We start from the raw sequence: 23100 nt of genomic DNA, 5'->3' as shown, positions 1-23100 counted from the left end.
GCCTGTCACCCGCCAGCGCCCCTGCCGGTCCGTTCGGGGCATATGGGCCGGATCACCACCCCGCGGGGCAGTGCCGACCGAGCCCGGAAAACAGGACGGGGGAGGCAGTCCAAAGGGCCGCGCGGCGCAGCTCTCGACGATGAGTAATGACAAACTGTTCACAGCGCGTCAACTGTTGACACTTAGGTTTTTCAAGAATTTGCCGCGCGGCGGCATGGCTCCGCCGCCGGTCTGGTCAACAGCCGCGTCTACAATTTTCGGAAGGTGGGTGCGGGGCGCTCAGGCGGTGTCGATCAGACGGCGAAAGCCGCTTTCGACATGTGCGCGCATGGCCGCATCGGCGGCGTCGGGATCGCGGGCCTGCAGCGCATCGGCAATGCGGCGATGTTCGGTGTTTGAAACCCGGATATTGCGGGCTTGCACCAGCCCCCGCCGCCGCATCAGCAGCAATTGCTTTACCGTGCGCTCGTAGGTCACCGTCAATTCCGGGTTCGCCGCCACCTCGATCAGCCGGGCGTGGAAATCGAGGTTCAGTTGGAAATAGCTTTCGGGATCGCATTCCGCGACCGCCGCATCCATCTGATCGACCAGCGCGACGATGCCCGCGATATCCTCATCCTGCCCTCGCCGGGCCACCAGCCGCCCGGTCAGACCAGCCAGCGCAGCGCGCAATTCGTAAAGATGCTGCGCCTGTTCGACGCCGAGCGCGCGCACATAGGTGCCCTTGTTGGTAATACTGACCAGCAGCCCCGCCTGCTCCAACGTGCGACAGGCTTCGCGGATCGGTCCCCGGCTGATGCCCAGCGTTTCGGCCAGATGGCTTTCATTGATCCGGTCGCCGGAGCTCAGCTCCCCTTCCGCGATCAGGCCTTCGATCGCCTCGGCGGCAATTTGGCTCAGGGTGCGGAGAGGCGCGGTCAGGGCGCCAGACAGCCGGGCATAGGGATCACGGGGTTTGCTCATCGCTCGGCTTTTACGCGGGATGACGAAAAGGTCAATAAGCCTTGCCTATCTAGCCCCCTCTCCGGCCAGTTCCCGCAGGGCGGCGAGGGTGCGGGCGGCCACCGGCACGCCCTCCGCCCGCGCCTGCGCCAGATGCGCCAATGCCCGGTCACCGGGCAGCCGCACCGGCGCGTCGGCATAGGCGGGCGGGATCGCGGTCAGCCGGGCGCGCGCCTCGGCCATCCGGGCCGCGCCGGTGTCCCCCGGCTGAAACCGCGCAAGGTCGAGCACGATGAACGCCTGCCCCAGATCCTGCGTGACGGGTTTGTCCTCCGCCTCGTCCCGCGCCAGATCCGCAATCTGCGTCAGGAATGCGGCCCCGGACCACACCCCCGCCAGCATTTCGACCCCAAGCGCGAGGCCGTAGCCTTTATGCCCGCCAATGCCCTGCAACACGCCCTTCATGGCGGCGGCGGCGTCCGTGGTGGCGCGGCCCTCGGCATCGGTGGCCCAGCCTTCGGGGATCGGCTCCCCCGTTTCAGCCGCGCGGCGAATGCGCGACCGGGCCACCACCGACAGCGCCATATCGACAATGACGTGCCGCCCGTCCGCCGCCGGAAAGCCGAAGCCCAGGGGATTGTTGCCCACCGCCGCCGCGCGCCCGCCCGCAGGTGCCAGCAGCGGCGTGGCGTTCGACATCACCATCAGCGCGAACCCGGCCTCACAGGCCCGCAGGCAATAGGGCGCGGCGGCCCCGAAATGGTTGGAATGGCGGCACAGCGCCACGCCTGCGCCCGTCTCCCGCGCGGCCTCCAGCGCTGCGTCAAGCGCGCGCGCGCCCACCGCAGGCCCCAGCGCATTGCCGCCATCCACCTGCACCAGCGCCGGGGCGATCCGGGTCGCGGTGATCCGCCCCGCCGGGTCAATCCCGCCCCCGGCCAGCCGCGCGCCATAGCTGACCACCCGGTTCAGCCCGTGGGTGGTGATACCCATCATCTCGGCGCATAGCAAAACCCCGGCGGCATCCTCTGCCACCGGGGTCGGCACGCCAAGCGTGGTAAAGGCGCGGCGCGCAAGATCGCGCGCCGCATCCGGACTGATCCGCCGATCAGCTTCCTGCATTCTCGGCATCTCCGGCGGCGGGGGCTTCGGCCCGGCGGCCATAGCGTTGCAGCAGCGGCAGCACGATCAGCAGCACGGCGGTGGCCACCATGATCCAGATCGAGCCGGGACGTTCGAGGAAGATCGTGAACGACCCGCGCGAGATGGTCAGCGTCTGGCGCAGCGCCTCTTCGGCCAGCGGACCCAGCACCAGCGCCAGCACCAGCGCGGCGGGCGAGAAGCCGTAGCTGCGCATGAAGAAGCCGATGATCCCGGCGGCGAACATCAAATAGACCTCCACCATCGAGCTGGCGACGCTGAACGTGCCCAGCGTGCAGATCACGACGACACAAGGTGCGAGGATGCGATAGGGCACGCGGATGATCTGCACGAAAAGCGGGATCGCAAAGATGTTGAGCGCCAGCAGCGCCATGTTGCCCAGATACATGGAGGCGATGAGGCCCCATGCGAATTCCGGGTTCTGGCTCATGAACAGCGGCCCCGGACGCATGCCCCAGAGCAGGAATGCCGCCAGCAGCACCGCGGTGGATGCGGAGCCGGGAATGCCCAGCGTCAGCAGCGGGATCATGGCCCCGGAGGAGGCCGCGTTATTGGCCGATTCCGGCGCGACGAGGCCCGCCATCTCACCTTTGCCGAAGCGTTCGGGATGCTTCGAGAAGGAGCGCTCGAACGAGTAGGCCATGAGCGACGCAATGGTCGCGCCCGCGCCGGGAATGACGCCGACGACAAAACCCAGAAGCGAGCCGCGCACCATCGTGAACCGAGTCGAAATCCAGTCCTGCGCATCGGGCCAGAAGCCTTTCTTGCGGTCATAGCTGGCGATGGAGCCGGTGCCCGTCTTGTGCAGGCCTTTGTAGAACGCGTGATAAAGCTCCCCCAGACCAAAAAGGCCAATGGCGATCGGGATGAAGTGGATGCCGCCGATCAATTCCGCCGACCCGAAGGTGTAGCGGCTTTGCCCGGTTTCGAGATCCACCCCGACAGTGCCAAGCGCAAAGCCGATCAGCGCGGAAATCACGCCCAGTTTCCAGTTGTCGCCGATCATGACCAGCAGGGTCAGCATGCCCAGCATCGCCAGCAGGAAGTATTCCGGCGGGCCGAAGTTGCGTGCCACCTGTGCAAAGGCCGGGGCCAGCAGCGTGATCAGGATGACACCCACGGTGCCGCCCACGAAGGAGGCGACGGCCTGCATCACCAGCGCCGGACCGGCGCGGCCCTTTTGTGCCAGCGGATAGCCATCGAACGTGCTGGCGACGGTTGCGGATTCCCCCGGCGTGTTCAGCAGGATCGACGTGATCGTCCCGCCATACATCGCGCCGTAGTAAATCGCGGCAAGCATCATGACGGCGCTGATCGGGTCCATCCCGAAGGTCACCGGCAACAGAATGGCCAGACCGGCCGATGGGCCAAAGCCGGGGATGACACCGACGGTCATCCCGACCATCGCGCCGATCAGCAGATAAAGGATGTTGATGGGGCTGATCGCGACCGACAATCCCATCCAGAGGTCAGCGAATAGATCCATGACGGAATGTCTCCAGAAATCAGAAGGGAAGCGGCAGCATGCCTTCGGGGATGGCCGCGTTCAGCAAGGTGTCGAACAGGATGTAGATCGCGACGGGCACCAGCAGGGCGACCGCGACGTTCTGGACCAGTCGTCCGGGGTTCAGCAGCAACAGGGCGACCAACAGGAACAGCACGGTGGCCAGAACCCCGCCCAGAACGCCCAGCAGCGCGACATAGGCGATGCCCAGCCCCATGATGAGCGCGACCTGTCCGCCATAACCGCGTGCGCCGGGCGCATCGGCTGCGGGCCGCAATTCGGTCACCATCGCGTATAGCGTGAAACCGACCATCAGAACGCCGATGATGCGTGGGAAAAAGCCCGGACCCAGACGCCCGGTGCGGGTCATGAAGTCGAGATCAATGAAGGCCGTGTAGGAATACATGATCCCCGCAGCGAGGATCACGAGAAAGAAGACGATGCGCATGGCGTGAGGCTCCCAGTGAACACACCGCCGGCAAGGGGCTCCCCTACCGGCGGTGGTTCCTGTCAGGTCAGTTTCAGTCGATCGCGCCTTGGGCGCGCAGAACCTTCTCGAAGCCGTCCTGCGTGTTTTGCAGGAAGGTGCCGAACTCATCACCGTATTTGATGTTTTCGGTCAGCAGGTTGGTTTCGATGTATTTGTCCCACTCGGGGGTATCGACGATCTTCTTGACGGTCTCGATCCAGAAATCGACGGCCTCCTGCGGCGCATCGGGGGCAAGGATCACGCCGCGCGGCATCGACACACCGACGCCCCAGCCCTTTTCGTCCATCGTCGGCACATCGCCAAGCGCGGGAGGGGTGGTTTCGCCACTATAGACCAGCGCTTTCATGTCGCCGGATTCGACCAGACCGACGATTTCGCCGGGGTTGCCGACCATCGCGTCGACCGCGCCGGACAGCAGAGCGGTCTGCATATCGGCCATCGAGTTGAAGGAGACGTATTCAAACTCGAACCCGGCTTTTTCTGCGAACAGCGTCGGCACGATGAAGTCCACGTTGACGGTGCCGGTCCCGGCAAGCGTCGGCGGGGTTTCCTTTGCCGCGGCGATGAAATCCTCGATCGTGTCCCACTCGGACTCACCGCCGACCATGATGGCAAGGTCGTCGGTCGCCAGCAGGGCAATCGGCACGAAATCCGACGGCGACCACGGGGTATCGGCCTGCAGTGGCGTGGTGATCAGGCTGCCCGACGTGGTCGAGATGTTATAGCCGTCGCCCGCCTTGGAATAGAGATACCCCCAGCCCACGGCGCCGCTGCCGCCTGCGCGGTTTTCGACGCGGATGTCTTCGCCGTAAAGGTCGTATTTCTGGATGATGTCCACCATGGTCCGCGCCATGATGTCATTGCCGCCACCGGGGCCGAACGCGATGGTCCAGTCCAGATCCTCGGTCGGGTAGTCCTGTGCCAGCGCGGGCGCCGCAAAGGCGAGGCCAAGCGCGCAACCTGCCGCCAGCCCTGCCAGCCGCAGACCGCCACCGGTGCGTGTGGTGATAGATGTCATGATATCTCCTCCCTATCATCATGCGGGTTTGCGCCGCATGTTCCGTTCCGCCAGCCCGGCATGTCCGGGCCGACGATCAAATCGGCAACTGCTGTCTAGAGCGTGTCCAGCCAGCGCCGCTTACCGTTGATGTGATGCTGCTCGGCGGCCTCCCGCGCCGCGCGGGCATCCCCTGTTTCGATCGCTTCGAGGATCTGCTTGTGCTCCTCGTTCGAAAAATTCATCGACGCCCCGCCGCGCAGCACACGTCGCCGCAGCAGCCGCACTTCCTTACCAAGCGAGGTGTAAAGCGCGAGCGTTCGGCTGCCGTCCGACAATTCCGCGATCCGGTCGTGGAATTGCAGGTTCAACTCGAAATAGCGGGCTTCGTCATTGGTCTCGATGCAGCGGTCCATCTCTTCGACGAGGCCGCGCATTTCGGCCTTTTCCGCGTCGCTGGCCCGGTCGGCGAGCCGCGCACAGGCGTAGCCCGCGATATAGGCGCGCAGATCGTAAAGCTCGAGCGCCTCCTCGATCGACAATTGCCGAACAAAGACACCCTGATTGGCGACGGAGGACACAAGTCCCTCACGCTCCAGCAGGCGGGCGGCCTCGCGGATCGGGCCCCGGCTGACGCCCAGCTCCTTGGCCAGCGCCTGCTCGTTCAGCCGCGTTCCCGCGACGAGCTTGCCGCGCAGAATCAGCTCTTCGAGCTTATCGCGGACAATGGATGTCAGCGATCTGTCGCGTCGCGCCGCCAGCCGGCTCCGGGTGTCATTCGAAATATCCATGCCGCCACCAAACTCTTTTGCCGACAAAGTGTCAACAGTATTCATTGTGTTGACAGTTTGTCGGCACATGCGCATTCTCCGGCCTCGGAGGACTGTCCATTACCGCGATCCGTTCCGTCGCTCCGCACCCCGATTTCGGGTGTGCGGATGCGGGCCGGGCGCATGAGCCGAATTTGCGGACAGTCAGGGAAGGAAAGTGCAAGACATGACCATCAAAGACAGTGCGCTGGCGGGCAAGACCGCCTTTATTTCTGGGTCGGGCCGCAATATCGGGCGCGCCATCGCGGTGCAGCTTGCCGCGCGCGGCGCCAATGTGGTGATCAACGGCGTCAGCAATCGCGACGCCTGTGACGAAACCGCCCGCATGGTCGAGGCCGAGGGCGCCCAGGCGCTGGTCGTCATGGGCAACATGGGCGATGCCAATGCGATTCGCTCCATGACCGATGCCGCGCTGGAGCGGTTCGGGACCATCGACATCCTCGTCAACAACGCCGCCGTGCGCCCGCATCGTCCCTATCTCGAAACCCCGAAATCGGAATGGGACGAGGTGATCGATACCGGCCTGACCGCCGCCTTCCACACCAGCCAAGCTTTCCTGCCCGGCATGGTCGAAAACGGCTGGGGCCGCATCATCTCGATGACCGGGATGAAAGCGATCAAAGGCTATTTCGAAGGCGCGCCGATTTCCGTCGCCAAACACGGGCTCTGGGGCCTGACCAAGGCGCTCGCCACCGAATTCGGCCCTCAGGGCGTGACCGTCAACGCCGTCTCGCCGGGTCAGATCCTGACCGAGGGCCGCGATGGCACCGACCCGAAGAAACTGGCCCCGATTCCCGTGGGCTACATGGGCGATCCCGAGGATGTGGCCGCGGTCGTGACCTTCCTCGCCTCTCCTGAAAGCCGCTTTGTCACCGGACAGATGATCGGTGCCAATGGCGGTCAGGCCACCTGATCCGGGATATGGGACGACACCAATGACGCGCATTTCCGATCGTCTGACCCGCTTGCACCCGGCCGCCACCCGCGTGGTGTCCGAAAAAGCCGCCGATCTGCGGCGGCAGGGGCGGGATGTGATCTCGCTTTCCACGGGGGAGCCGGATTTCGTCTCCCCTCCCGCGGTGATGGACGCGGCGCGCGCGGCGCTGGAGGCGGGGCATACGTTCTACACCCCCGCCGCCGGCCTGCGGGAGTTGCGCGAAGAGGTCGCGCATTACTACGGCACGCGGTTCGGGCTCGACTACAGCTTTGACGAGGTGATGATCGGCTCCGGCGGCAAGCCGCTGCTGTTCGAGGCCTGCGCCGCGCTGCTCAATCCCGGCGACGAGGCGATCATCATCGCTCCGGCCTTTGTCAGCTATCTCGAACAGGTGCGGTTCCTCGATGCCACGCCCGTGGTGATCGAAACGGACCCGCAAACGCTCGATTTCGCGCTGGACGATATCCGTGCGGCCATCACCGACCGCACCCGGATCATCATGCTCAACGCCCCCAACAATCCGTCGGGGCGGATCTATGGCGACGATCTGGTGATCGGGCTGTGCGAACTGGCGATGGAACATGACCTGACCATCATCAATGATGAGATCTATGAGCGGATCGTGTTCGACGGGGCGGAATATCGCAACCCGCTGAACCTGTGCCCAGAGGCGCGCGCGCATGTGCTGCACATCAACGGCGCCTCCAAAAGCCTCGCCATGACCGGCTGGCGCATCGGCTTTGCCATCGGGCCCAAAGAGCTGATCCGCCGCATGACGATGCTTCAGGGGCACAACACGTCGGGTCCGAACTCCATCGCGCAATGGGCGACCTTGGGCGGCTTGCAGCACGGGCAGGACGACATCGATGCGATGGCCGCCGAATACCAAAAGCGCAAGGATCTGATCACCGAACGGTTGGGGCGGATGCCCTATCTGCGCTACATCCCGCCCGAAGGCGCGTTCTACATCTTTGCCGATATCCGCGAGACCTATGGCAAGACGGTCGCCGGGATCCGCATCGAGGATGACGTAAGCTTCTGCGAGGCGCTGCTGGAACAGGCGGAGATCGCCGCCATCCCCGGCTCCGCTTTTTTGCAGCCGGGCTTCTTCCGCATGTCCTTTGCCACCTCCGAGGAGGTGATCGCGACCGCGATGGACCGCATGGACGCATTTTTCGAGGCGCTGGCCTGACGGCCCGCCTCATTGCCAAATTCCGAGAGGACCCCATGAGCGATAAGATCATCGACGTATCCGGCGAAGTGCCGATCCGCCGTGTCGGCGACGGCGAGAAGCACAGCTTCTTCGGCTACTACAACAAGACCAATTTCGGCCCCGCCGACACCCGGCTTCTGGGCAATCGCACCCCGCTTTTCACCGGTAATCTGACCGGGCGCGAAACGGCCGAGGTCGGCTTTTTCGATCTGGCCAATGGCGACCGCTGGCATAAGCTGGGCGAGACGACCGCGTGGAACTGGCAGATGGGCTGTCAGTTGCAGTGGCTGGGTCAGTCGAACCGGGCCATCTACAACACCCGCGCCACGGGGCCTGCCACGGCGACGAACATCTATCCCGATTTCCGGTCACGCGTGGTCGACGCAGACACGGGCGAGGACCGCGAACTGCCCGCGCCGATCTACGTCATGGCGCCCGATGGCAGCTTTGCGCTGACCATCAACTATGCCCGGTTCATCCGCACCCACCGCACCATCGGCTATCCCGCCACGCAGTCCGAGCCGGAGCTGAAGCTTGCGCCCGAGGATGACGGCATCTGGCGCATGGATATCGAGACCGGAGAGACGAACCTGATCTGTTCGCTGAAGCGGCTGTTCGATTTCGAGCATGTCGCCTCGATGGACAACGCGATGCATTGGATCACCCATATGGAGGTGAACCCCTCGGGCACCCGCTTCCTGTTCATCCATCGCTGGACCGAACGCCCCGATGACGAATTCTGCTATCTCCACCGGCTTTATACCATCAACGGCGACGGCACCGACCTGCGGCTGCTGGAGGATACCGACCACCCGCTGCCGCAACTGGCCGAGGATTTCGACCCCTCGCAGCACGGCACTTTCGATTACGAAAAATCCGAATGGCAGATTTCCCATCCGCTGTGGAAATCCGATGACGAGGTGATCGTCTGGGGCCCGCATCAGGGCGAGATCCATTATCAGCTTTATAACGACCGCACGGGAAGCGTGGCGCAGGTCGGCCCCGGCATCCTGACGGAGAACGGGCATATGACCTACGGCACCGATGGCCGCTGGATGCTGTCGGACACCTATCCCGACGCCGCCACCGATAAGCGCGCGCTGTTCCTTTATGATTGCGACCGGGATCTGCGTTACGATCTGGGCTCGTTCTACACGCCGTCGGATCTGGGCAAACATAACCGTTGCGACCTGCATCCGCGTTGGAGCCGTGACAACCGGCAGGTCTGCATCGACTCCGTACATGAAGGCCCGCGTCAGATGTATCTGCTCGACATCGGGCCGCTGATCGACCGGCTCAGCTAAGCGTCGCGCCCACCGCCCCGATCAGGCGGTGGGCGTTTTGTCTAGATCACAGATACTTGCGGAACCAATCGACGGTGCGCTGCCATGCCAGTTCCGCCGCCGCCTCATCGTAGCGCGGGGTGGAATCGTTGTGGAATCCGTGGTTTGCGCCCTCGTAGATATAGGCCTCGTAGGTCTTGCCCGCCGCGTCGAGCGCCTCTTTATAGGCCGGCCAGCCGGCATTCACCCGTTCGTCCAGCGCGCCGTAATGGATCAAAAGCGGTGCTTCGATCTTGGGCACATCCGCCGCGTCCGGCTGGCGGCCATAGAACGGCACCGCCGCGCCTAGCTCGGGATAGGCCACCGCCGCGGCATTGGCGACACCGCCGCCATAGCAGAACCCGGTGATGCCGACCTTCCCCGACACCCGCTCATGCGCCATCAGGAATTTGATCGCGGCAAAGAAGTCGTTCATCAGCTTCTCGCCATCGACCTGCTGCTGCAGCGCACGGCCCTCCTCGTCATTGCCCGGATAGCCGCCCATCGGCGTCAGACCATCCGGGGCCAGCGCCATGAACCCGGCCTTGGCCAAACGGCGCGCGACGTCCTGCACATAGGGGTTCAAGCCACGATTTTCGTGCACCACCACAACACCCGGCGCGGTTTCCACGCCGTTCGGGCGCACCATATAGGCGCGCATTTCGCCATGCCCGTTGGGCGAAGGATAGGTGATCCATTCGGCGGTGATGTCGGGATCGTTGAACGAGACCTGTTCGGCCATCGCGTAATTGGGGCTCATCATCCCAAGGATCGCCGCTGCCGTCAGTCCGCCAATCGCGAATTTCCCCGCACGGTCCAGAAACTCGCGCTTGGAAATCATCCCGTGGGCATAATAATCGTAAAGTTCGAGCAATTCCGGGCTGAAATCCCGAGCGGTCATGCGCGTCATGATAAAATCCTTGGCTGGACAGAAATGGCGTCACGAACCTCGCGCCCGTGACGGCACCCGCTCAGGATGAGCCAGCCCGCCACGGTGCAACAATTGACAATCGCGTGCGCGGGCTGAAATCTTTGCCCGTCGCACGGAGGCCGCTCAGTCAGGCGCCATAGGCCCCGGCGGAGTAGGTCAGCTCGTAGGAATGGCTGTAAAGCTCGAACACGATGCCGAACGGGTCTTCGACATAGACCATACGATAGGGTTTCTCGCCGGGGAAATACTCCCGCACGGGCATCCGCTGCTTGCCGCCTGCCGCGACGATCCGCGCGGCCAGAGCTTCGATATCGGGGTCTTGCACGGCAAAGTGGAACAGCCCGTGACGCCGATAATCCAAATTGTCCTCGGGCGCGCGGTTGCCGTCGAATTCGAACAGCTCAAACCCGATCCGGTCGGCACTGGCCAGATGCGCGATGCGGATGCGGGACCAGCCCGGCCCGAACACGTCGGTGCACATCACACCGATATCGCTGTCGTCTTCGGTGATCTCGGTCGGTGGCATGATGACGTAGAAGCCAAGCACCTCGGCGTAGAATTTCACCGCCGCGTCAAGATCGGGCACCGACAGCCCGATATGAGAGAAGCTGCGCGGCGCGGTGGGGTGAGGGTGGTCGGACATGAAAGCCTCCTGTGGTTGCTGACCCCGAAATAGGCTTGCCATGACCCAATGAAAAATTATTCTTTGGATTAGATTTTCAAACGTATTGTTATGACCAATGCTGAACGCCCAATGGCTCGAAACCTTCACCGCGCTCAGCGAGACGGGCAGCATGACCCGCACGGCTGCCGCGCTGAACATGACGCAGCCGGGCGTCTCGCAGCATGTGAAGAAGCTCGAAGCGCAGCTTGGCACACCGTTGCTGCGCCGCGATGGCCGAAGCTTTACCCTGACCCCGGCGGGGGAACGGGTGCGCGCGCTCGGCCTTGCCCGCCGCGCCGAGGAGGCCAGCCTGCGCGCGGGCATCGGCGCGGACGACCCTGATCGCGGTCGCATCAGCGTAGCCTGCCCCGGCGGGTTCGCGATGATGCTCTATCCCCGGCTGCTGCGCCACGCCGCCACGCGCCCCGCACTTGATCTGGTGGTGGAGGCCGCACCGCAGACGACGATCCTAGACGGTGTGGCCGAGGGGCGGTTTGACTACGGCCTACTGCACCATGCGCCCGATCACCGGCGTGTCACGGGCGCCCGCATCGGCAGCGAGGAACTGTGCCTTCTCTACCCCGCCGATGCGGACCCCGGCCAACCCAGCCTTGCGGATCTGGAACAGCGCGGCCTGATCGCGCATCCCGATGCCGCGTTGCTGGCCGATCTGCTGCTGGCGCCGAACTACCCCGAGGATTACCCCGGCGGCGACCGGCTGCGCCAGCGGGGGCGCATCAACCAACTGGGTCAGATCCCGATGCCGGTATCGGTCGGGATCGGGTATACGGTGCTTCCGCGTTCGGGGCTTGCAGGCTTTGCCCATCGCGAGCGGCTGCGCATCATCCCCCTGCCCCATCGCGTCCGGCAGGATCTGTGGCTGATCTCTCGGCGGGGCCGCCAGATGCCCGCGCGGCTGGACGCAGCAGAGCGCATCATCCGCGCCACCGCCGCCGCGCTGGACGATGATGGCGGCGATCTGCGCGCGTGATCTGCGCCCGCGCGGCACCGCACCCTTGCGTCACTGCGGCCTTGTCAGCCAAGCCTCCAGCCGCCAGAAACATCTCACGATCACGGCGTTTCGCGCCGTGAGATCACCCGGGGGGAATATCGAACCATGACCGTCACCCAAACCCTGCGCGCGGATTTCGCGCCAAACGGCACGCTGCGCGCCGCGCTCAATCACGGCAACCGCATTTTGGTCGGGCGCGGGGCTGACGGCACGCCCGAAGGCATCTCCGTCGATCTGGCGCAGATGCTCGCGGCAGAGTTGGACCTGCCGCTGGACTTCGTCAATTTCGACCGCGCGGTGGATGTCTCCTCCTCTGCGACCGAAGACCTGTGGGATGTCTGTTTCCTTGCCGTCGATCCGAAACGCGCGGAGACCATCGATTTCACCGACCCCTATGTCGGCATCGAGGGCAGCTATCTGGCCGGACCGGCCTGCACCGCAGACGATGCGCCTGCGCTGGTGGCCTCTGGCGCGGCGGTCGGCACCGTCGACGGATCGGCCTATACGCTAACGCTGGCCCGGCAACCGGGGGCCGAGGCGCTGGTCTATTTCCCGACAATCACCGCCATGCTCGCCGCGCTGGATCAGGGGGAAATCACCGCCGCCGCCGGGATCGGGGATGTCATGGCCGCCGAGGCCGCCAAGCGTCCCGGTGCCCGCGTCCTGACCCCGCCCTTCATGCAGATCCGGCAGGCGATGGCGATTGTGCGCGGCCGCCCTGATGCAAGCGCTTATCTGCGGGACTTCGTGCAGCGGTTGGCGCGGGCCGGCACCACCGGCGACATTCTCGAACGTCACGGGGTCGCCCGCGCCTGCGCGATCGTGCCGGGGGATGCGGCATGAGCGATGCGGCCCCCGCCATCCTGCGCCCCGATGCGTTGCCTCGAAACGACCGGGGCAACGGCGCGCGCACAATCCCGCTGGTCACGCGCGGATGCGGCTCCACCAGCCTGATCAACGGCATTACCGAGTTCGACCCCGGCGCTGCAATCGGGCTGCATTTTCATGACTGCGAAGAAAGCGTGATGGTGCTGGAGGGCGACGCCATCGCCGAAATCGACGGCATGCGCCATCCGCTCCGCACGGGCGACACCACATGGATCCCGGCGAACGTGCCGCACCGGTTTCTGAATGAAACGGACAGCGTGATGCGGATTTTCTGGACCTATGCCAGCGTGTCCGCCACCCGCACGATGGTCGCGACCAGGATCTGCCAGTCGATTGACGACGAACACGCGCAGGCCACCCGGACCTGAGCCGATTTCACCCCTATCCGGGTGCGAATCGTCGAATTTGACGGATTTGCGCCCGCTTCATCCCTGCCCGCCTATGCAGCAGATGCATGCGAGCGCTGCCCGTTCCGGGATCGCGCTGGCTGAAATTTGCCTGTCCTGAAACGCCGTCGGCGGGATGCCGCGCAGATTCTGCACCGCGTCATCACGATATGCTCACGCAAGGTCAGCAGCGCGTGAAGTCATGGAACCTGCGAAAATTTCGGGTTGCCGTTGGGCCGCGCAGGCTTTTTCTACCGCTTCCGAAGACGGTCGCCAAGCATCTTTCCCGACGATGCAGGCACCGGGGCCGGGCTCACCTGGCCACCCCGATCAACCCTCAGCCCGCCACCTTTCATCGCCGCCCCGCGCGGCGGTCTGGTGTGGCTGACACATGCAGATCAACGGAGTTGCCATGCCCTTGTCCTGGATCATTGCCGGCGCCGCGTCCGCCGCTGCCGCGCTGACCGGCGCCAGCGAGACGCTCGACCTGTTCCGCCCTGCGGGACCGGAGGCGCGGTTCACCGCGCCCGCCGCGCTGATCGCGCCGCTGGTCGAAACGTCGGCCATGCCGGATCTCGGCGCCGCGCCGAATGCGACCCCCAGGACCACGCAGCCCGCCGCATTGTCGGTGAGCGAAGACGCCATCGCGACGGAGTTTGGCCACTGGACCGCCGTGGTGGAGCCGGGCCAGACCTTTGACGGGTTGCTGAACGAGGCCGGAATCGAGCCTGCCCTGCGCGCCAAGGCCGCAACTGCCATCGGTGCGGAATTCAACCTGTCCGGGCTTGGCGTCGGCCAGCGCGTCGGTGTCAGCCAGTTGCCCGATCGCAGCGCGCTGGAAATCGCGCTCGACATTCCGGGCGGGCATCGTCTGATCGCGCGGCGCACGGGTGACGGGGACTTTGCGCTCGATACGGTCGAGGTCGAAACCCATCGCGCCCCCGTTGTCCGCCGTATCGTGCTGGACGGCGCGCTCGCCGATACCGAAGCCGCCGACGATCTGCCCTCCGAGCTGGTCGAACAGCTGTCGATGCTGGCCCCCGATCTGCTCGCCCCCGCCGCCGACGCCCCCGTCTGGCCCGGCGCGGAGCTGGAGCTGCTGTGGTGGGAGCAACGCACCGAAGACGGCTATGCTGTCGGGCGCCCTGAATTGAGCTTTGCCCGCCTGTCGCTGGGCGGGGTGACGCGCGAAATCGTCTGGCCCGGCCCCAATGCCCGCGCCACGGCCTATGCCGCGCCGCATGACGACGAGCACGATCACGACCACGCCGCAGGCAGCGCCACCGCCGCCACCGAAACGGCTGTGATTTTCCGCAATGGCACGCCCGTGGGCCGGTTCCTGCCGCCGGTGCTGCAATCGCGGATCAGTTCGCCCTACGGGATGCGGGTGCACCCGGTTCTGGGCACCCGCAAAATGCACACCGGCGTCGATTTCGCCGCCCCGACCGGCACGCCGATCCTTGCCAGCGGGGCGGGCGAGGTGACCTTCAAGGGGCCGATGGGCGCGTATGGCAATGTCGTCGAGGTCACCCATGACAACGGCACCCTGTCGCGCTACGCGCATATGAATGCCTTTGCCGACGGGCTTGCCACCGGCGACCGGGTCGAGGCGGGCGCGCCGCTGGGCGAGGTCGGCTCCACCGGGCGGGTCACCGGACCGCACCTGCATTACGAACTGCGCATCGCGGATCAGGCGGTCGATCCGCTGGACGTGGCACGCTGGTTCGCGCCCGAGGTGACAAGCCCCGGCGTCACCGCGATCGCCGAGGATGCCGCCGCCGGTCTGACCCTGCGCCTGCCGGATCGTCAGGCAGAGCGTCTGGCCCAGTCCCGCCTGACCGTCGCCCGCCGCCTGACCGCCCGGCTGCTCGACGAGACCGACACCGGCCCCGTGCGCATCGCCAGCACCGCCCGCGATATGTAAGCGCGCCCCGCCCCCCACTGGCCAAGCAGCGCCCCAGCCGCTAACGCTGAGGCCACGACACAGGCAAGAGCCGCGGGGGGCGGAGCCGATGGAAATGATCGTTCTGGGCGCGGGCATGGTGGGCACTGGCACCGCGCTGGCGCTTCAGGCGCGCGGTCACGAGGTTACTTTGATCGACCGGGCCGCGCCGGGGCAGGAGACGAGTTTCGGCAATGCCGGGCTGATCCAGTCCGAGGCCGCCGAGCCCTACGCCATGCCACGCCACCCGCGCGCGCTGCGGGATATTGCCTTGGGGCGCAGCAATGACGTGCATTACGCATCGCGCCACCTGCCGGGGCAGGCGGGCGCCTTATGGGGCTATTTCCGCAATTCCGCGCCCAAGCGCCACGCACAGATTTCCGCGCTGTATCACCAGCTGACGCGCCGCGCGACGCGCGATCACGCGCCGTTGGTCGAAGCCGCGGGCGCACAGGCCCTGATCCGCGAGATCGGTTATCACATCGGGTTTCGCGATCCCCGGGCGCTGGCGCTGGCCGCTCGCGATGCTGCGCGCGTGACGCAGGACTACGGGCTGGATCACGCGGTTTATGACGGCGAGGACATGGCCCGGAGGGAGCCGCTGTCGCGCAGGCTGGCCGGGGCGATCCACTGGCCGCAGACATGGGTTTGCAGTGATCCCGGCGCGCTGGTGGCAGCCTATGCCACCGCGTTTCAGGCCCGGGGCGGGCAGGTGCTGCGCGGCAATGCCGAAACCCTGACCCGTGCGCCAAACGGATGGACCGTGCGGACCGAGGCAGGCACCGTTAGCGCGCCGCATGTCGTGCTGGCGCTCGGCCCGTGGACGCCGTCCCTGCTGCGCGGGTTTGGCTGGCGTGTCGCGATGATCGGCAAGCGCGGCTACCATTGCCATTACCCCGACGCGCCGGTGCTGCGGCGTCCCTTACTCGATACCGGCTGCGGCGCGATGCTGGTGCCGATGCAAGGCGGGCTGCGGCTGACCACCGGTGCCGGGCTGACCGCGCAGGCGGAGCACGATCCCCGCCAATTGCGCCGCGCGGAACACAGCGTCGGCGAATTGATGCCGCTGGGTGCACGCGGTCCCGCCGGGGTTTGGGCCGGGCTGCGGCCCTGCCTGCCGGACATGTTCCCTGCGACCGGCCCCGTGCCGGGGCACGCGGGGCTTTGGGTCAATTTCGGGCATGGCCATCACGGGTTCACGCTCGGCCCGACCACCGGCGTCGTGCTTGCGGCGCAGATCGACGGGGACACCCCGCCTGTCGAGGCGCCCGTGATCGCCGCGCTGGCGCTGGACCGGGGCGGGATCGCGCGTCGCAGCTAGGGCCGCGCAGCGCTCCGCCGATGCAACCGCCCCTTGTTTGCGCGCGTTGACTTGGCACGTTACCCCTACGCGCCACCCGCGCCCGATCCCAGACAGGAGACACCTTATGCCCCCTCGCCCGCCCCGCCGTGCCATTCGCACCGCCCTAGGCCCGCTTGCCGCGCTGTGCATGAGCCTCGCCGCGCCGGCTGTGCAGGCACAGGACACGCCCGCGCCGGAGGCCCCCGCGCAGGAGGTGCAGACCCCCGCGTCCGAGATCGTGATAGACTGGTTGCCGGAGGCCATCACCCTGCCCGCCGATGCGGAGGTGGTCGCGGATCGCGCCGTAGGCTCCACCATCCGCATGGTCAGCATCGCCACGGAAGAGGACGCCGAAGCGCTGCTGGCAGAGTGGCGCGAGGCGCTCAGCACGTCGGGCTATCTGGTCGAAGACCCGGCAGAGGCGCTGGCCGACCGGCAGGTGCTGTTTTCCGGCACCGGCATCGAGAATGGCAAGGTCGTGATCTCCCCCACCGTCGAGGACGGGAGAGAGATCCTGCAATTCGACGCGTCCCTGTCGGACTGACGATCAAACGGGCAGACTGACCGCCGCGTGCCCTATAGGGCGCGGCGGCCGGTTAAGCGGCGTCGTCGCGCCCCTCGCCCGGCAGACGCGGCACCAGCGCGCGGATCACATCCGGCATCGCCAATTGACCCACGACCTGCCCCCGCCGCAGAACGCGGAAGTGCCGGGTCACGTCGCCACCTGCGCGCGCGATCACCGATTCCAGATTGTCGTCGGCATCGACATCGCCGTGCAGGTCAGCCTCGGGCGGGGTCTTCTGCATGACAGACCGCACCCGCAGCACCCGCGCGCGATTGATATCGCTGACGAATTCTTCGATATAGGCGTCTTCGGGGTTCAGCAGGATGTGCTGCGGCTCGCCCTGCTGCACCACCCGGCCTTCGTTCAGGATCACAAGGTGATCGGCCAGCTTCAGCGCCTCGTCCAGATCGTGGGTGATGAACACGATGGTTTTGTGCAGTTCCTCCTGCAACTCCAGCAGCAGGTTCTGCATATCGGTCCGGATCAACGGATCGAGCGCGGAGAACGCCTCATCCATCAGCATGATATCGGAGTTCGATGTCAGCGCCCGGGCAATGCCGACGCGCTGCTGCATACCACCGGACAACTGGTGCGGATGGCTGTCCTCGTATCCGGCAAGCCCCACACGGTCGAGCCACTTGCGACCCTCCTCGGCGCGCTCGGCCTCGGCGACGCCGCGCACTTCCAGCGGCATCGCGGCGTTTTCCAGCACCGTGCGATGGGGCAGCAGCGCAAATTTCTGAAACACCATCGACATCCGCGTGCGGCGCAGATCGCGCAGCGCCGTGGGGCCCAGTTTCATGATGTCCTCACCATCGATCAGGATCTCGCCCGCGGTCGGGTCGATCAGACGGTTCAGGTGGCGGATCAGGGTCGATTTGCCAGATCCCGACAGGCCCATGACGACAGTGGTGCGCCCGGCCTCCATATCGACATTGATGTCTTCGAGACCCAGCACATGGTTTTCCTGCGCCAGCAGGTCCGGCTTGCTCATCCCGGCGCGCACCTTGTCGAGCATCCGCTCGGGCGTGTCGCCAAAGATCTTGTAAAGCCCGCGAATACGGATCTGGGGAGTGGTGGTGTCAGTCATGATCGTCCCTCAGCGGCTCTGCCGTGACATGTCCACGCGGGCCAGCGCGGCCTTGCTCGCGCGGTCCAGCATGATCGCCAGCAGCACGATGCCCAGACCGGCCACCAGCCCGACGCCCAGTTCCAGATTGCGGATGCCGCGCAGCACCAACACGCCCAGACCCGGCGCGGACACCAGCGAGGCGATCACCACCATTGCAAGGCTCATCATGATGGTCTGGTTCACGCCTGCCATGATGTTCGGCAAGGCCAGCGGGATCTCCACCTTGAACAGCTTCTGCCGCCCGGTCATGCCAAAGGCCTGCGCCGCCTCCAGCACATCACGGTCCACCAGCCGGATGCCCAGATCCGTCAGGCGGATCACCGGGACGATCGCGTAGAGGATGATCGCGATGCCGTAGAGCTTCGATTCCGTGACGCTGAACAGAAAGATCAGCGGGATCAGGTAGACGAAGGTCGGCAGCGTTTGCAGCAGGTCCAGCACCGGGATCGCGCTGCGTTGCAATCGGTCGCTTTTTGACATGGCGATGCCCGCAGGCACGCCCAGCAACACGCATATGCCCGTACAGACAAAGATGATCGCCAGCGTCTGCATCGCGACGTCCAGATGGTCGATGAACCCCAGAAACAGGAACGACGCAGCAACGAACACGGTCACCCCGACGGACCGGGACACGACCCAGCACAGCAGCACCAGCAGCGGGATCAGCGCCCACCACGGCACCCACATGAACAGATCGAGCGCCCCGTCGAGCACCCAGGACAGCGGCTGCGTCAGCGGGTCCAGCACGCTGCGCAGGCCCGAACGCGCGTCGAGGAACGCTTGCTCCAGCCCGGCGGTCATTTCCCGCGATTGCGGCACCTTGGAACAGCTGTCATGGAGCGCGTCGAGCGAGGGAAAGGGCGCGGGCCCCGTGGGCGTATCAGCGCTGTCGCCCCGGGTCTGGGCCAGCAGCTGCTCCATCGTCATCGGACCGCCAGAGGCGCCATCGTCGCACCAATCCCGCAGTCCGAGCGCATCGAACACACCGTCGTAATATGCCATTCGCAAGGTTCCTTCCCGCGCCCGGACGCCACGCGCCCGTTATCGTCATCGTGCAAGGGCCCCCAAGCGCCACGCGCGGGGGCCCGCTCCGCCAGTGGCGGTTACTGCAGGATTGCGGCCAGCTTCTCGCGCGCGGCGTCGTTCAGCCAGTTGCCCCAGACGTCCTTGTAGGTCGTCAGGAAGTAGACAGCGGCCTCATCGGGGGAGGCGTTGTTTTCTTCCTGCCAAGCCAGCACGTCGTTCATCTGCGGGTTGGTGAACTGCACGTTGCGCATCAGCTCCGTCACTTCGGGGTTTTCCTCGGCGAAGCTGGCGGTGACCACGGTCAGCACCTCGCCCTTGGGATAGGCCGACATGCGCGGGTTGGCGCAGGATTCTTCGGCGTTACAGGCATGCGCTTCTTCGTCGAATTCACCGATATCGACGCGGGTCATCGGATACTGACCCAGAACCGAGGTCGGCGCCCAGTAATAGCCGAACCACGGCTCTTTATCCTGATAGGCAGACGCGATCGCGGTCGCCATCGTCTCGCCCGAACCGTGCTGGAACACTTCGATGCCGTTGTCTTCCAGACCGGCGGCGCGGATCAGGTTGCCATTCACCGTCTTGCACGCCCAGCCATCGGGGCACTGGTGGAACCGAGCGCCGACCAGTTCGGGATTGTCCAGCACACCCTGCAGGGTCGCCAGTTCGGGATGCTCTTCCAGCAAGTAGTTGGGCAGCCACCAGCCCTCGACACCGCCATCGGACAGCACTTGGGTCAGCGGCTCGACCTTACCCTCGGCGGCGAGGCGGTCATAAACGGGCGCGGCATTGACCCACAGTTCGGTCAGAATGTCGGGCTCGCCGGTTTCAGCAACCGAGGTGATCGCGGGGTTGGTCGAGGACGGGATCTTCGTCACGTCGCAGCCATAGCCCTGTTCCATCAGGAATTCCGAAACGGCGGTCACCACAACCGACGACGCCCAGTTCATTTCGGTGATGGACACTTCGCCACAGTCGGATTGCGCGCTGGCCGTGCCAGCGATGAGGCCGGTGGCAAGCGCGGTCGCGGCGGCAAGTTTGCGGGTCGAAAGCATGTGAGTTCCTCCAGGTCGGTAAAATCTTTGCATGTCGGCGCGTTCCCGCCGTTCTCCCCCAAGATACGGCACGGCGGGGATATGTCGAGCCGATGAGCCCCTGACTATAGGTCAATTAATTTCTGACACAGCCCGTTTCACGCAACTTTCGGGACGCAAACTATAGCCGCAGACTTGCAGCGATGCCTCGGCGCAGCATGCGCTGGCTCTTTATTTCGCGCCCGGCGGCCCGCACCGTCTGCGCCCTGCACGGATGGCCCCGCCACCCCGGCAGGGGGTTGGTTCCGTCCCTCAATCCCGCACCACCTAGGCCAGCGCAGACAGTTCCGCCGCCAGCGCGTCCAGCAGGCGTGCCGCATGGGCGTCCGAGAATACCAGCGGCGGGCGGATCTTCAGCACATTGCCCGCGCGCGCGGAGGTCGACAGCAGCACACCGCGCGTCTTCAGCCCCTCGACCAGCGCGGCGGCGCGGGCAGGGTCAGGGCGATCCGGATCGTCGCGGACGGCGATGTCGACGCCGATGAACAGCCCCGCGCCCCGCACATCCGCAATCTCCGTATGGCGCGTGGCCAGATCGCGCAGCCCCGCTTGCAGCGACGCGCCGACACGGTCCGCGTTTTGTGGCAGCTCCTCCTCTCGCAGGACATCCAGCACCGTCTGGGCCACGGCGCAGGACACCGGATTACCGCCGAACGTGTTAAAATACCGTGTCTCGCGCCCGAACTGCTCGGCCAGATCCGCGCGCAGCACCAGCCCGGCAATGGGGTGGCCCGCGCCCATCGGCTTGCCCAGCGTAACCATGTCGGGCTGCATCCCGTGGCGCGCGAACCCCCAGAAGGACGCACCGATCCGCCCGAACCCCGCCTGCACCTCATCGGCGATGACCAGCGCGCCAGCGGAGCGGGCGGCGGCCTCCGCCCCGCGCAACAGGCCCGGCGGATCGGCGATGATGCCATCGCTCGACAGGATCGTGTCCAACACCAGCGCGCAAGGCGCATGGCCCGCGGCCGACAGATCGGCAAAGGCCGCGGCGACGTCTTGGGCAAATCGCGCGGCCTCGGCCTCCATATCCTGCGCGCGCGGGTTCGGCGGCGCAACGGCGCGCACATGGCCCGGCACCTGCGGCACCAGCGAGGGCGAGATCCCCGCCACCGCCACCGTGCCGCCGTGATAGGCCCAGTCGGTGACCACCACGCCGCGCCCGCCCGTGACCTGCATGGCGACGCGCAGCGCCAGATCGTTGGCCTCGGACCCGGTGCAGGTCAGGTTCAGCCGGTCCAAACCCGGTGGCAGCAGCGCCAGCAGATCCTCGGCATAGGCGACAATGGTTTCATCCAGATAGCGGGTATGGGTGTTGAGCCGCGCGGCCTGCGTGGCCAGCGCCTGCGTCACCCGCGGATGGCAATGCCCGATACAGGGCACGTTGTTGTAACAGTCGAGATAGGCGGTGCCGTCCGCATCATGCAGCCACACGCCCTCCGCCCGGACCGGATGCACGGGACGGTCGTAGAACAGCCGGTAGGAGCGCCCCAGCGCCGCATCGCGCCGGGCGGCAAGGTCATGGTCTGCGGTCATTCAACGGCTCCTTTGATCTGGGCGGTGGCAGCGGCGTCAGGATCGGCCAGCAGGTCCAGCACCCGCAGCACCGGCGCGCGGTTGCGCAGCAGATAGTCGGCATTTTCGGGATAGTCCCGCGCGCGGGCGGTGGCGATCAGGATCGACATTACCGCACGGGCCAGCATCAGACGGGGCAGCAGATCCCATTCGGCGGCACTAAGCGGGGCCTGCGCGTGATAGGCGCGCGCCACGGCACAGGGCAGATCCAGCGCCTGCGCGCCCTCCCCGACCAGATAGGTCAGCAACACCGCCAGATCGCCCAAGCGCGGCGCGCCCAGCATATCGCCGAAATCGATGATGCCGGTGATCCGCGCCTCCGCCCCCGTCCCGGTCACAAACACATTGCTGGGGTTCAGATCGTTATGCACCAGTTGCACGGGCAGCGCGTGATAGCGGCTTAGAACCGGGCCGCAAAGATCGTCGAGGATCGGCGCGATGCGGGCCTGCAAGTCCGGCTCCAACACCGTGCTGAGCGGGCGCAGATCGGGCAACCGGGCGAAGGACCACAAAAGGTCGGGCGGCGCGGGCGGCACGGGTAGGGACGCCAATCCCTGCGCCAGCCGCGCGGCCATCCGGCCCAGATCCGCCCCCGTCGCCGGGTGCAGCCGCGCCGGGTCCACCGGCATACCGGGCAACACGCTAATCAGCCGCACCACCGCCTGTCGCCCATCGGGCAGGTGCGCCAGCGGCGCGGCGGATTGGGCACGATCCCGCACCAGCCGGGGCACCGGCAGATCAGGCGCGTGCGTTTCCAGATGCAGAAGCGCCTGCGTCTGCGCGGCACTGGTGGCGCGCCGTTCGGCGGGGTTGGTGATTTTCAGGATAAAGGCCGTTTCACGGTCTTCGAACAGGAAATTCTGGTCCCGCTCCGCCCCCAATTCCCGCGCAGGCAGGCGCAGACCCCAATACCGCAGCAGTAATTCCTGCGCCTCAAGGACGGTCAATTGCGGTGGGGCGGGATCGGACGCGGGGCACATGGCCTCTTGTGTCCCGCGAAATCCGGGCGGCGGCAAGGGGGCGCGCGGCGCGGGCAGATCGCGCGGCGTAACGTGCCGTTCGCGCAGAATCATGCGCATTTTGCCTAACGATCCGCAGACCCTGCGACAGATCGCGCGGATGGCAGGCAAATTTCGCACCGCATTTC

The 23100-nt window shown here is 65.9% G+C and carries 22 protein-coding genes; 9 read left to right on the top strand and 13 right to left on the bottom strand.

Features of this window, described 5'->3' with window-relative positions; all coding sequences use genetic code 11:
• Positions 1-279 precede the first annotated feature (279 nt).
• From CBW24_RS15910 to CBW24_RS15885, 6 genes are all read right to left on the bottom strand, one after another.
• On the bottom strand, positions 280-963 hold the full coding sequence (locus CBW24_RS15910) for a GntR family transcriptional regulator (protein WP_097374366.1): 684 nt from the start codon (positions 961-963) through the stop codon (positions 280-282).
• A gap of 45 nt (positions 964-1008) precedes the next feature.
• Positions 1009-2064, bottom strand: a complete 1056-nt coding sequence (locus CBW24_RS15905) for an Ldh family oxidoreductase (protein ID WP_097374365.1) — start codon at positions 2062-2064, stop codon at positions 1009-1011.
• Complete coding sequence (locus CBW24_RS15900) at positions 2051-3589, bottom strand: tripartite tricarboxylate transporter permease (protein WP_088664200.1); 1539 nt, start codon at positions 3587-3589, stop codon at positions 2051-2053. Before CBW24_RS15900 ends, CBW24_RS15905 begins: the two co-directional genes overlap by 14 nt.
• A 19-nt stretch (positions 3590-3608) precedes the next feature.
• On the bottom strand, positions 3609-4055 hold the full coding sequence (locus tag CBW24_RS15895) for a tripartite tricarboxylate transporter TctB family protein (protein ID WP_088664201.1): 447 nt from the start codon (positions 4053-4055) through the stop codon (positions 3609-3611).
• A 73-nt stretch (positions 4056-4128) separates the two neighbouring features.
• A complete protein-coding gene (locus tag CBW24_RS15890; protein ID WP_088664202.1) occupies positions 4129-5115 on the bottom strand; it encodes a Bug family tripartite tricarboxylate transporter substrate binding protein in 987 nt (328 codons plus the stop codon).
• A gap of 95 nt (positions 5116-5210) precedes the next feature.
• Positions 5211-5885 (bottom strand): GntR family transcriptional regulator, encoded by a 675-nt coding sequence (locus CBW24_RS15885; RefSeq protein WP_198405282.1) that lies wholly within the window; start codon positions 5883-5885, stop codon positions 5211-5213.
• 205 nt (positions 5886-6090) lie between these two features.
• Between CBW24_RS15885 and CBW24_RS15880 the strand changes: the two genes are divergently transcribed.
• Genes CBW24_RS15880 through CBW24_RS15870 form a run of 3 tightly spaced genes read left to right on the top strand, consistent with a single transcriptional unit; the run spans position 6091 to position 9378 of the window.
• Entirely contained in the window at positions 6091-6837 is a 747-nt protein-coding gene (locus CBW24_RS15880) for an SDR family NAD(P)-dependent oxidoreductase (RefSeq protein ID WP_088664204.1), read from the top strand.
• Positions 6838-6859: 22 nt separating this feature from the next.
• Positions 6860-8053 carry a pyridoxal phosphate-dependent aminotransferase gene (locus tag CBW24_RS15875; RefSeq protein WP_157773250.1) on the top strand — a complete coding sequence of 398 codons (1194 nt, stop codon included), beginning with the start codon at positions 6860-6862 and terminating at the stop codon, positions 8051-8053.
• A 35-nt stretch (positions 8054-8088) separates the two neighbouring features.
• Entirely contained in the window at positions 8089-9378 is a 1290-nt protein-coding gene (locus CBW24_RS15870; protein ID WP_097374363.1) for a hypothetical protein, read from the top strand.
• Between the two features lie 46 nt (positions 9379-9424).
• On the opposite strand, the gene yghX is transcribed toward CBW24_RS15870, so the two are convergent.
• Positions 9425-10306 carry a YghX family hydrolase gene (yghX, locus tag CBW24_RS15865; protein WP_097374362.1) on the bottom strand — a complete coding sequence of 294 codons (882 nt, stop codon included), beginning with the start codon at positions 10304-10306 and terminating at the stop codon, positions 9425-9427.
• Between the two features lie 148 nt (positions 10307-10454).
• Complete coding sequence (locus CBW24_RS15860) at positions 10455-10970, bottom strand: lactoylglutathione lyase family protein (RefSeq protein WP_097374361.1); 516 nt, start codon at positions 10968-10970, stop codon at positions 10455-10457.
• Between the two features lie 97 nt (positions 10971-11067).
• Between CBW24_RS15860 and CBW24_RS15855 the strand changes: the two genes are divergently transcribed.
• The 6 genes from CBW24_RS15855 to CBW24_RS15830 all read left to right on the top strand — a co-directional run bounded on the left by CBW24_RS15855 (position 11068) and on the right by CBW24_RS15830 (position 17105).
• Positions 11068-11982: a LysR family transcriptional regulator gene (locus CBW24_RS15855; protein WP_097374360.1), complete on the top strand. Its 915-nt coding sequence runs from the start codon at positions 11068-11070 to the stop codon at positions 11980-11982.
• Positions 11983-12108: 126 nt separating this feature from the next.
• Positions 12109-12846: a transporter substrate-binding domain-containing protein gene (locus tag CBW24_RS15850; protein WP_097374359.1), complete on the top strand. Its 738-nt coding sequence runs from the start codon at positions 12109-12111 to the stop codon at positions 12844-12846.
• The gene (locus CBW24_RS15845) at positions 12843-13259 is read left to right on the top strand and encodes a cupin domain-containing protein (RefSeq protein WP_097374358.1); all 417 of its coding nucleotides are present in this window, start codon (positions 12843-12845) and stop codon (positions 13257-13259) included. The genes CBW24_RS15850 and CBW24_RS15845 overlap by 4 nt, the downstream gene beginning before the upstream one ends.
• A 430-nt stretch (positions 13260-13689) precedes the next feature.
• Complete coding sequence (locus CBW24_RS15840; protein ID WP_157773249.1) at positions 13690-15201, top strand: M23 family metallopeptidase; 1512 nt, start codon at positions 13690-13692, stop codon at positions 15199-15201.
• Positions 15202-15289: 88 nt separating this feature from the next.
• Complete coding sequence (locus tag CBW24_RS15835) at positions 15290-16540, top strand: NAD(P)/FAD-dependent oxidoreductase (protein ID WP_097374356.1); 1251 nt, start codon at positions 15290-15292, stop codon at positions 16538-16540.
• 106 nt (positions 16541-16646) lie between these two features.
• Entirely contained in the window at positions 16647-17105 is a 459-nt protein-coding gene (locus tag CBW24_RS15830) for a hypothetical protein (protein ID WP_097374355.1), read from the top strand.
• A 52-nt stretch (positions 17106-17157) separates the two neighbouring features.
• Here the strand turns inward: CBW24_RS15830 and CBW24_RS15825 are convergent, their stop codons facing one another.
• The 5 genes from CBW24_RS15825 to CBW24_RS15805 all read right to left on the bottom strand — a co-directional run bounded on the left by CBW24_RS15825 (position 17158) and on the right by CBW24_RS15805 (position 23032).
• A complete protein-coding gene (locus CBW24_RS15825; RefSeq protein WP_088664215.1) occupies positions 17158-18216 on the bottom strand; it encodes a quaternary amine ABC transporter ATP-binding protein in 1059 nt (352 codons plus the stop codon).
• Positions 18217-18225: 9 nt separating this feature from the next.
• Entirely contained in the window at positions 18226-19260 is a 1035-nt protein-coding gene (locus tag CBW24_RS15820; RefSeq protein ID WP_088664216.1) for an ABC transporter permease, read from the bottom strand.
• Positions 19261-19361: 101 nt separating this feature from the next.
• A complete protein-coding gene (locus CBW24_RS15815) occupies positions 19362-20339 on the bottom strand; it encodes an ABC transporter substrate-binding protein (protein ID WP_198405281.1) in 978 nt (325 codons plus the stop codon).
• A 306-nt stretch (positions 20340-20645) separates the two neighbouring features.
• Entirely contained in the window at positions 20646-21914 is a 1269-nt protein-coding gene (locus tag CBW24_RS15810; protein ID WP_097374354.1) for an aspartate aminotransferase family protein, read from the bottom strand.
• Entirely contained in the window at positions 21911-23032 is a 1122-nt protein-coding gene (locus CBW24_RS15805; protein ID WP_097374353.1) for a phosphotransferase, read from the bottom strand. Before CBW24_RS15805 ends, CBW24_RS15810 begins: the two co-directional genes overlap by 4 nt.
• Between the last annotated feature and the right edge of the window lie 68 nt (positions 23033-23100).

The organism is Pacificitalea manganoxidans (assembly GCF_002504165.1).
Lineage (GTDB): Bacteria > Pseudomonadota > Alphaproteobacteria > Rhodobacterales > Rhodobacteraceae > Pacificitalea > Pacificitalea manganoxidans.
Note: the sequence above shows the minus strand (reverse complement) of the source record. Positions and strands in the feature narration are given on the sequence as shown.

Bases quoted from the DNA above. Each gene is read 5' to 3' on its own strand.
- CBW24_RS15910 (WP_097374366.1), bottom strand. From the start codon at position 963: ATGAGCAAACCCCGTGATCCCTATGCCCGGCTGTCTGGCGCCCTGACC.
- CBW24_RS15905 (WP_097374365.1), bottom strand. From the start codon at position 2,064: ATGCAGGAAGCTGATCGGCGGATCAGTCCGGATGCGGCGCGCGATCTT.
- CBW24_RS15900 (WP_088664200.1), bottom strand. From the start codon at position 3,589: ATGGATCTATTCGCTGACCTCTGGATGGGATTGTCGGTCGCGATCAGC.
- CBW24_RS15895 (WP_088664201.1), bottom strand. From the start codon at position 4,055: ATGCGCATCGTCTTCTTTCTCGTGATCCTCGCTGCGGGGATCATGTAT.
- CBW24_RS15890 (WP_088664202.1), bottom strand. From the start codon at position 5,115: ATGACATCTATCACCACACGCACCGGTGGCGGTCTGCGGCTGGCAGGG.
- CBW24_RS15885 (WP_198405282.1), bottom strand. From the start codon at position 5,885: ATGGATATTTCGAATGACACCCGGAGCCGGCTGGCGGCGCGACGCGAC.
- CBW24_RS15880 (WP_088664204.1), top strand. From the start codon at position 6,091: ATGACCATCAAAGACAGTGCGCTGGCGGGCAAGACCGCCTTTATTTCT.
- CBW24_RS15875 (WP_157773250.1), top strand. From the start codon at position 6,860: ATGACGCGCATTTCCGATCGTCTGACCCGCTTGCACCCGGCCGCCACC.
- CBW24_RS15870 (WP_097374363.1), top strand. From the start codon at position 8,089: ATGAGCGATAAGATCATCGACGTATCCGGCGAAGTGCCGATCCGCCGT.
- yghX (WP_097374362.1), bottom strand. From the start codon at position 10,306: ATGACGCGCATGACCGCTCGGGATTTCAGCCCGGAATTGCTCGAACTT.
- CBW24_RS15860 (WP_097374361.1), bottom strand. From the start codon at position 10,970: ATGTCCGACCACCCTCACCCCACCGCGCCGCGCAGCTTCTCTCATATC.
- CBW24_RS15855 (WP_097374360.1), top strand. From the start codon at position 11,068: ATGCTGAACGCCCAATGGCTCGAAACCTTCACCGCGCTCAGCGAGACG.
- CBW24_RS15850 (WP_097374359.1), top strand. From the start codon at position 12,109: ATGACCGTCACCCAAACCCTGCGCGCGGATTTCGCGCCAAACGGCACG.
- CBW24_RS15845 (WP_097374358.1), top strand. From the start codon at position 12,843: ATGAGCGATGCGGCCCCCGCCATCCTGCGCCCCGATGCGTTGCCTCGA.
- CBW24_RS15840 (WP_157773249.1), top strand. From the start codon at position 13,690: ATGCCCTTGTCCTGGATCATTGCCGGCGCCGCGTCCGCCGCTGCCGCG.
- CBW24_RS15835 (WP_097374356.1), top strand. From the start codon at position 15,290: ATGGAAATGATCGTTCTGGGCGCGGGCATGGTGGGCACTGGCACCGCG.
- CBW24_RS15830 (WP_097374355.1), top strand. From the start codon at position 16,647: ATGCCCCCTCGCCCGCCCCGCCGTGCCATTCGCACCGCCCTAGGCCCG.
- CBW24_RS15825 (WP_088664215.1), bottom strand. From the start codon at position 18,216: ATGACTGACACCACCACTCCCCAGATCCGTATTCGCGGGCTTTACAAG.
- CBW24_RS15820 (WP_088664216.1), bottom strand. From the start codon at position 19,260: ATGGCATATTACGACGGTGTGTTCGATGCGCTCGGACTGCGGGATTGG.
- CBW24_RS15815 (WP_198405281.1), bottom strand. From the start codon at position 20,339: ATGCTTTCGACCCGCAAACTTGCCGCCGCGACCGCGCTTGCCACCGGC.
- CBW24_RS15810 (WP_097374354.1), bottom strand. From the start codon at position 21,914: ATGACCGCAGACCATGACCTTGCCGCCCGGCGCGATGCGGCGCTGGGG.
- CBW24_RS15805 (WP_097374353.1), bottom strand. From the start codon at position 23,032: ATGCGCATGATTCTGCGCGAACGGCACGTTACGCCGCGCGATCTGCCC.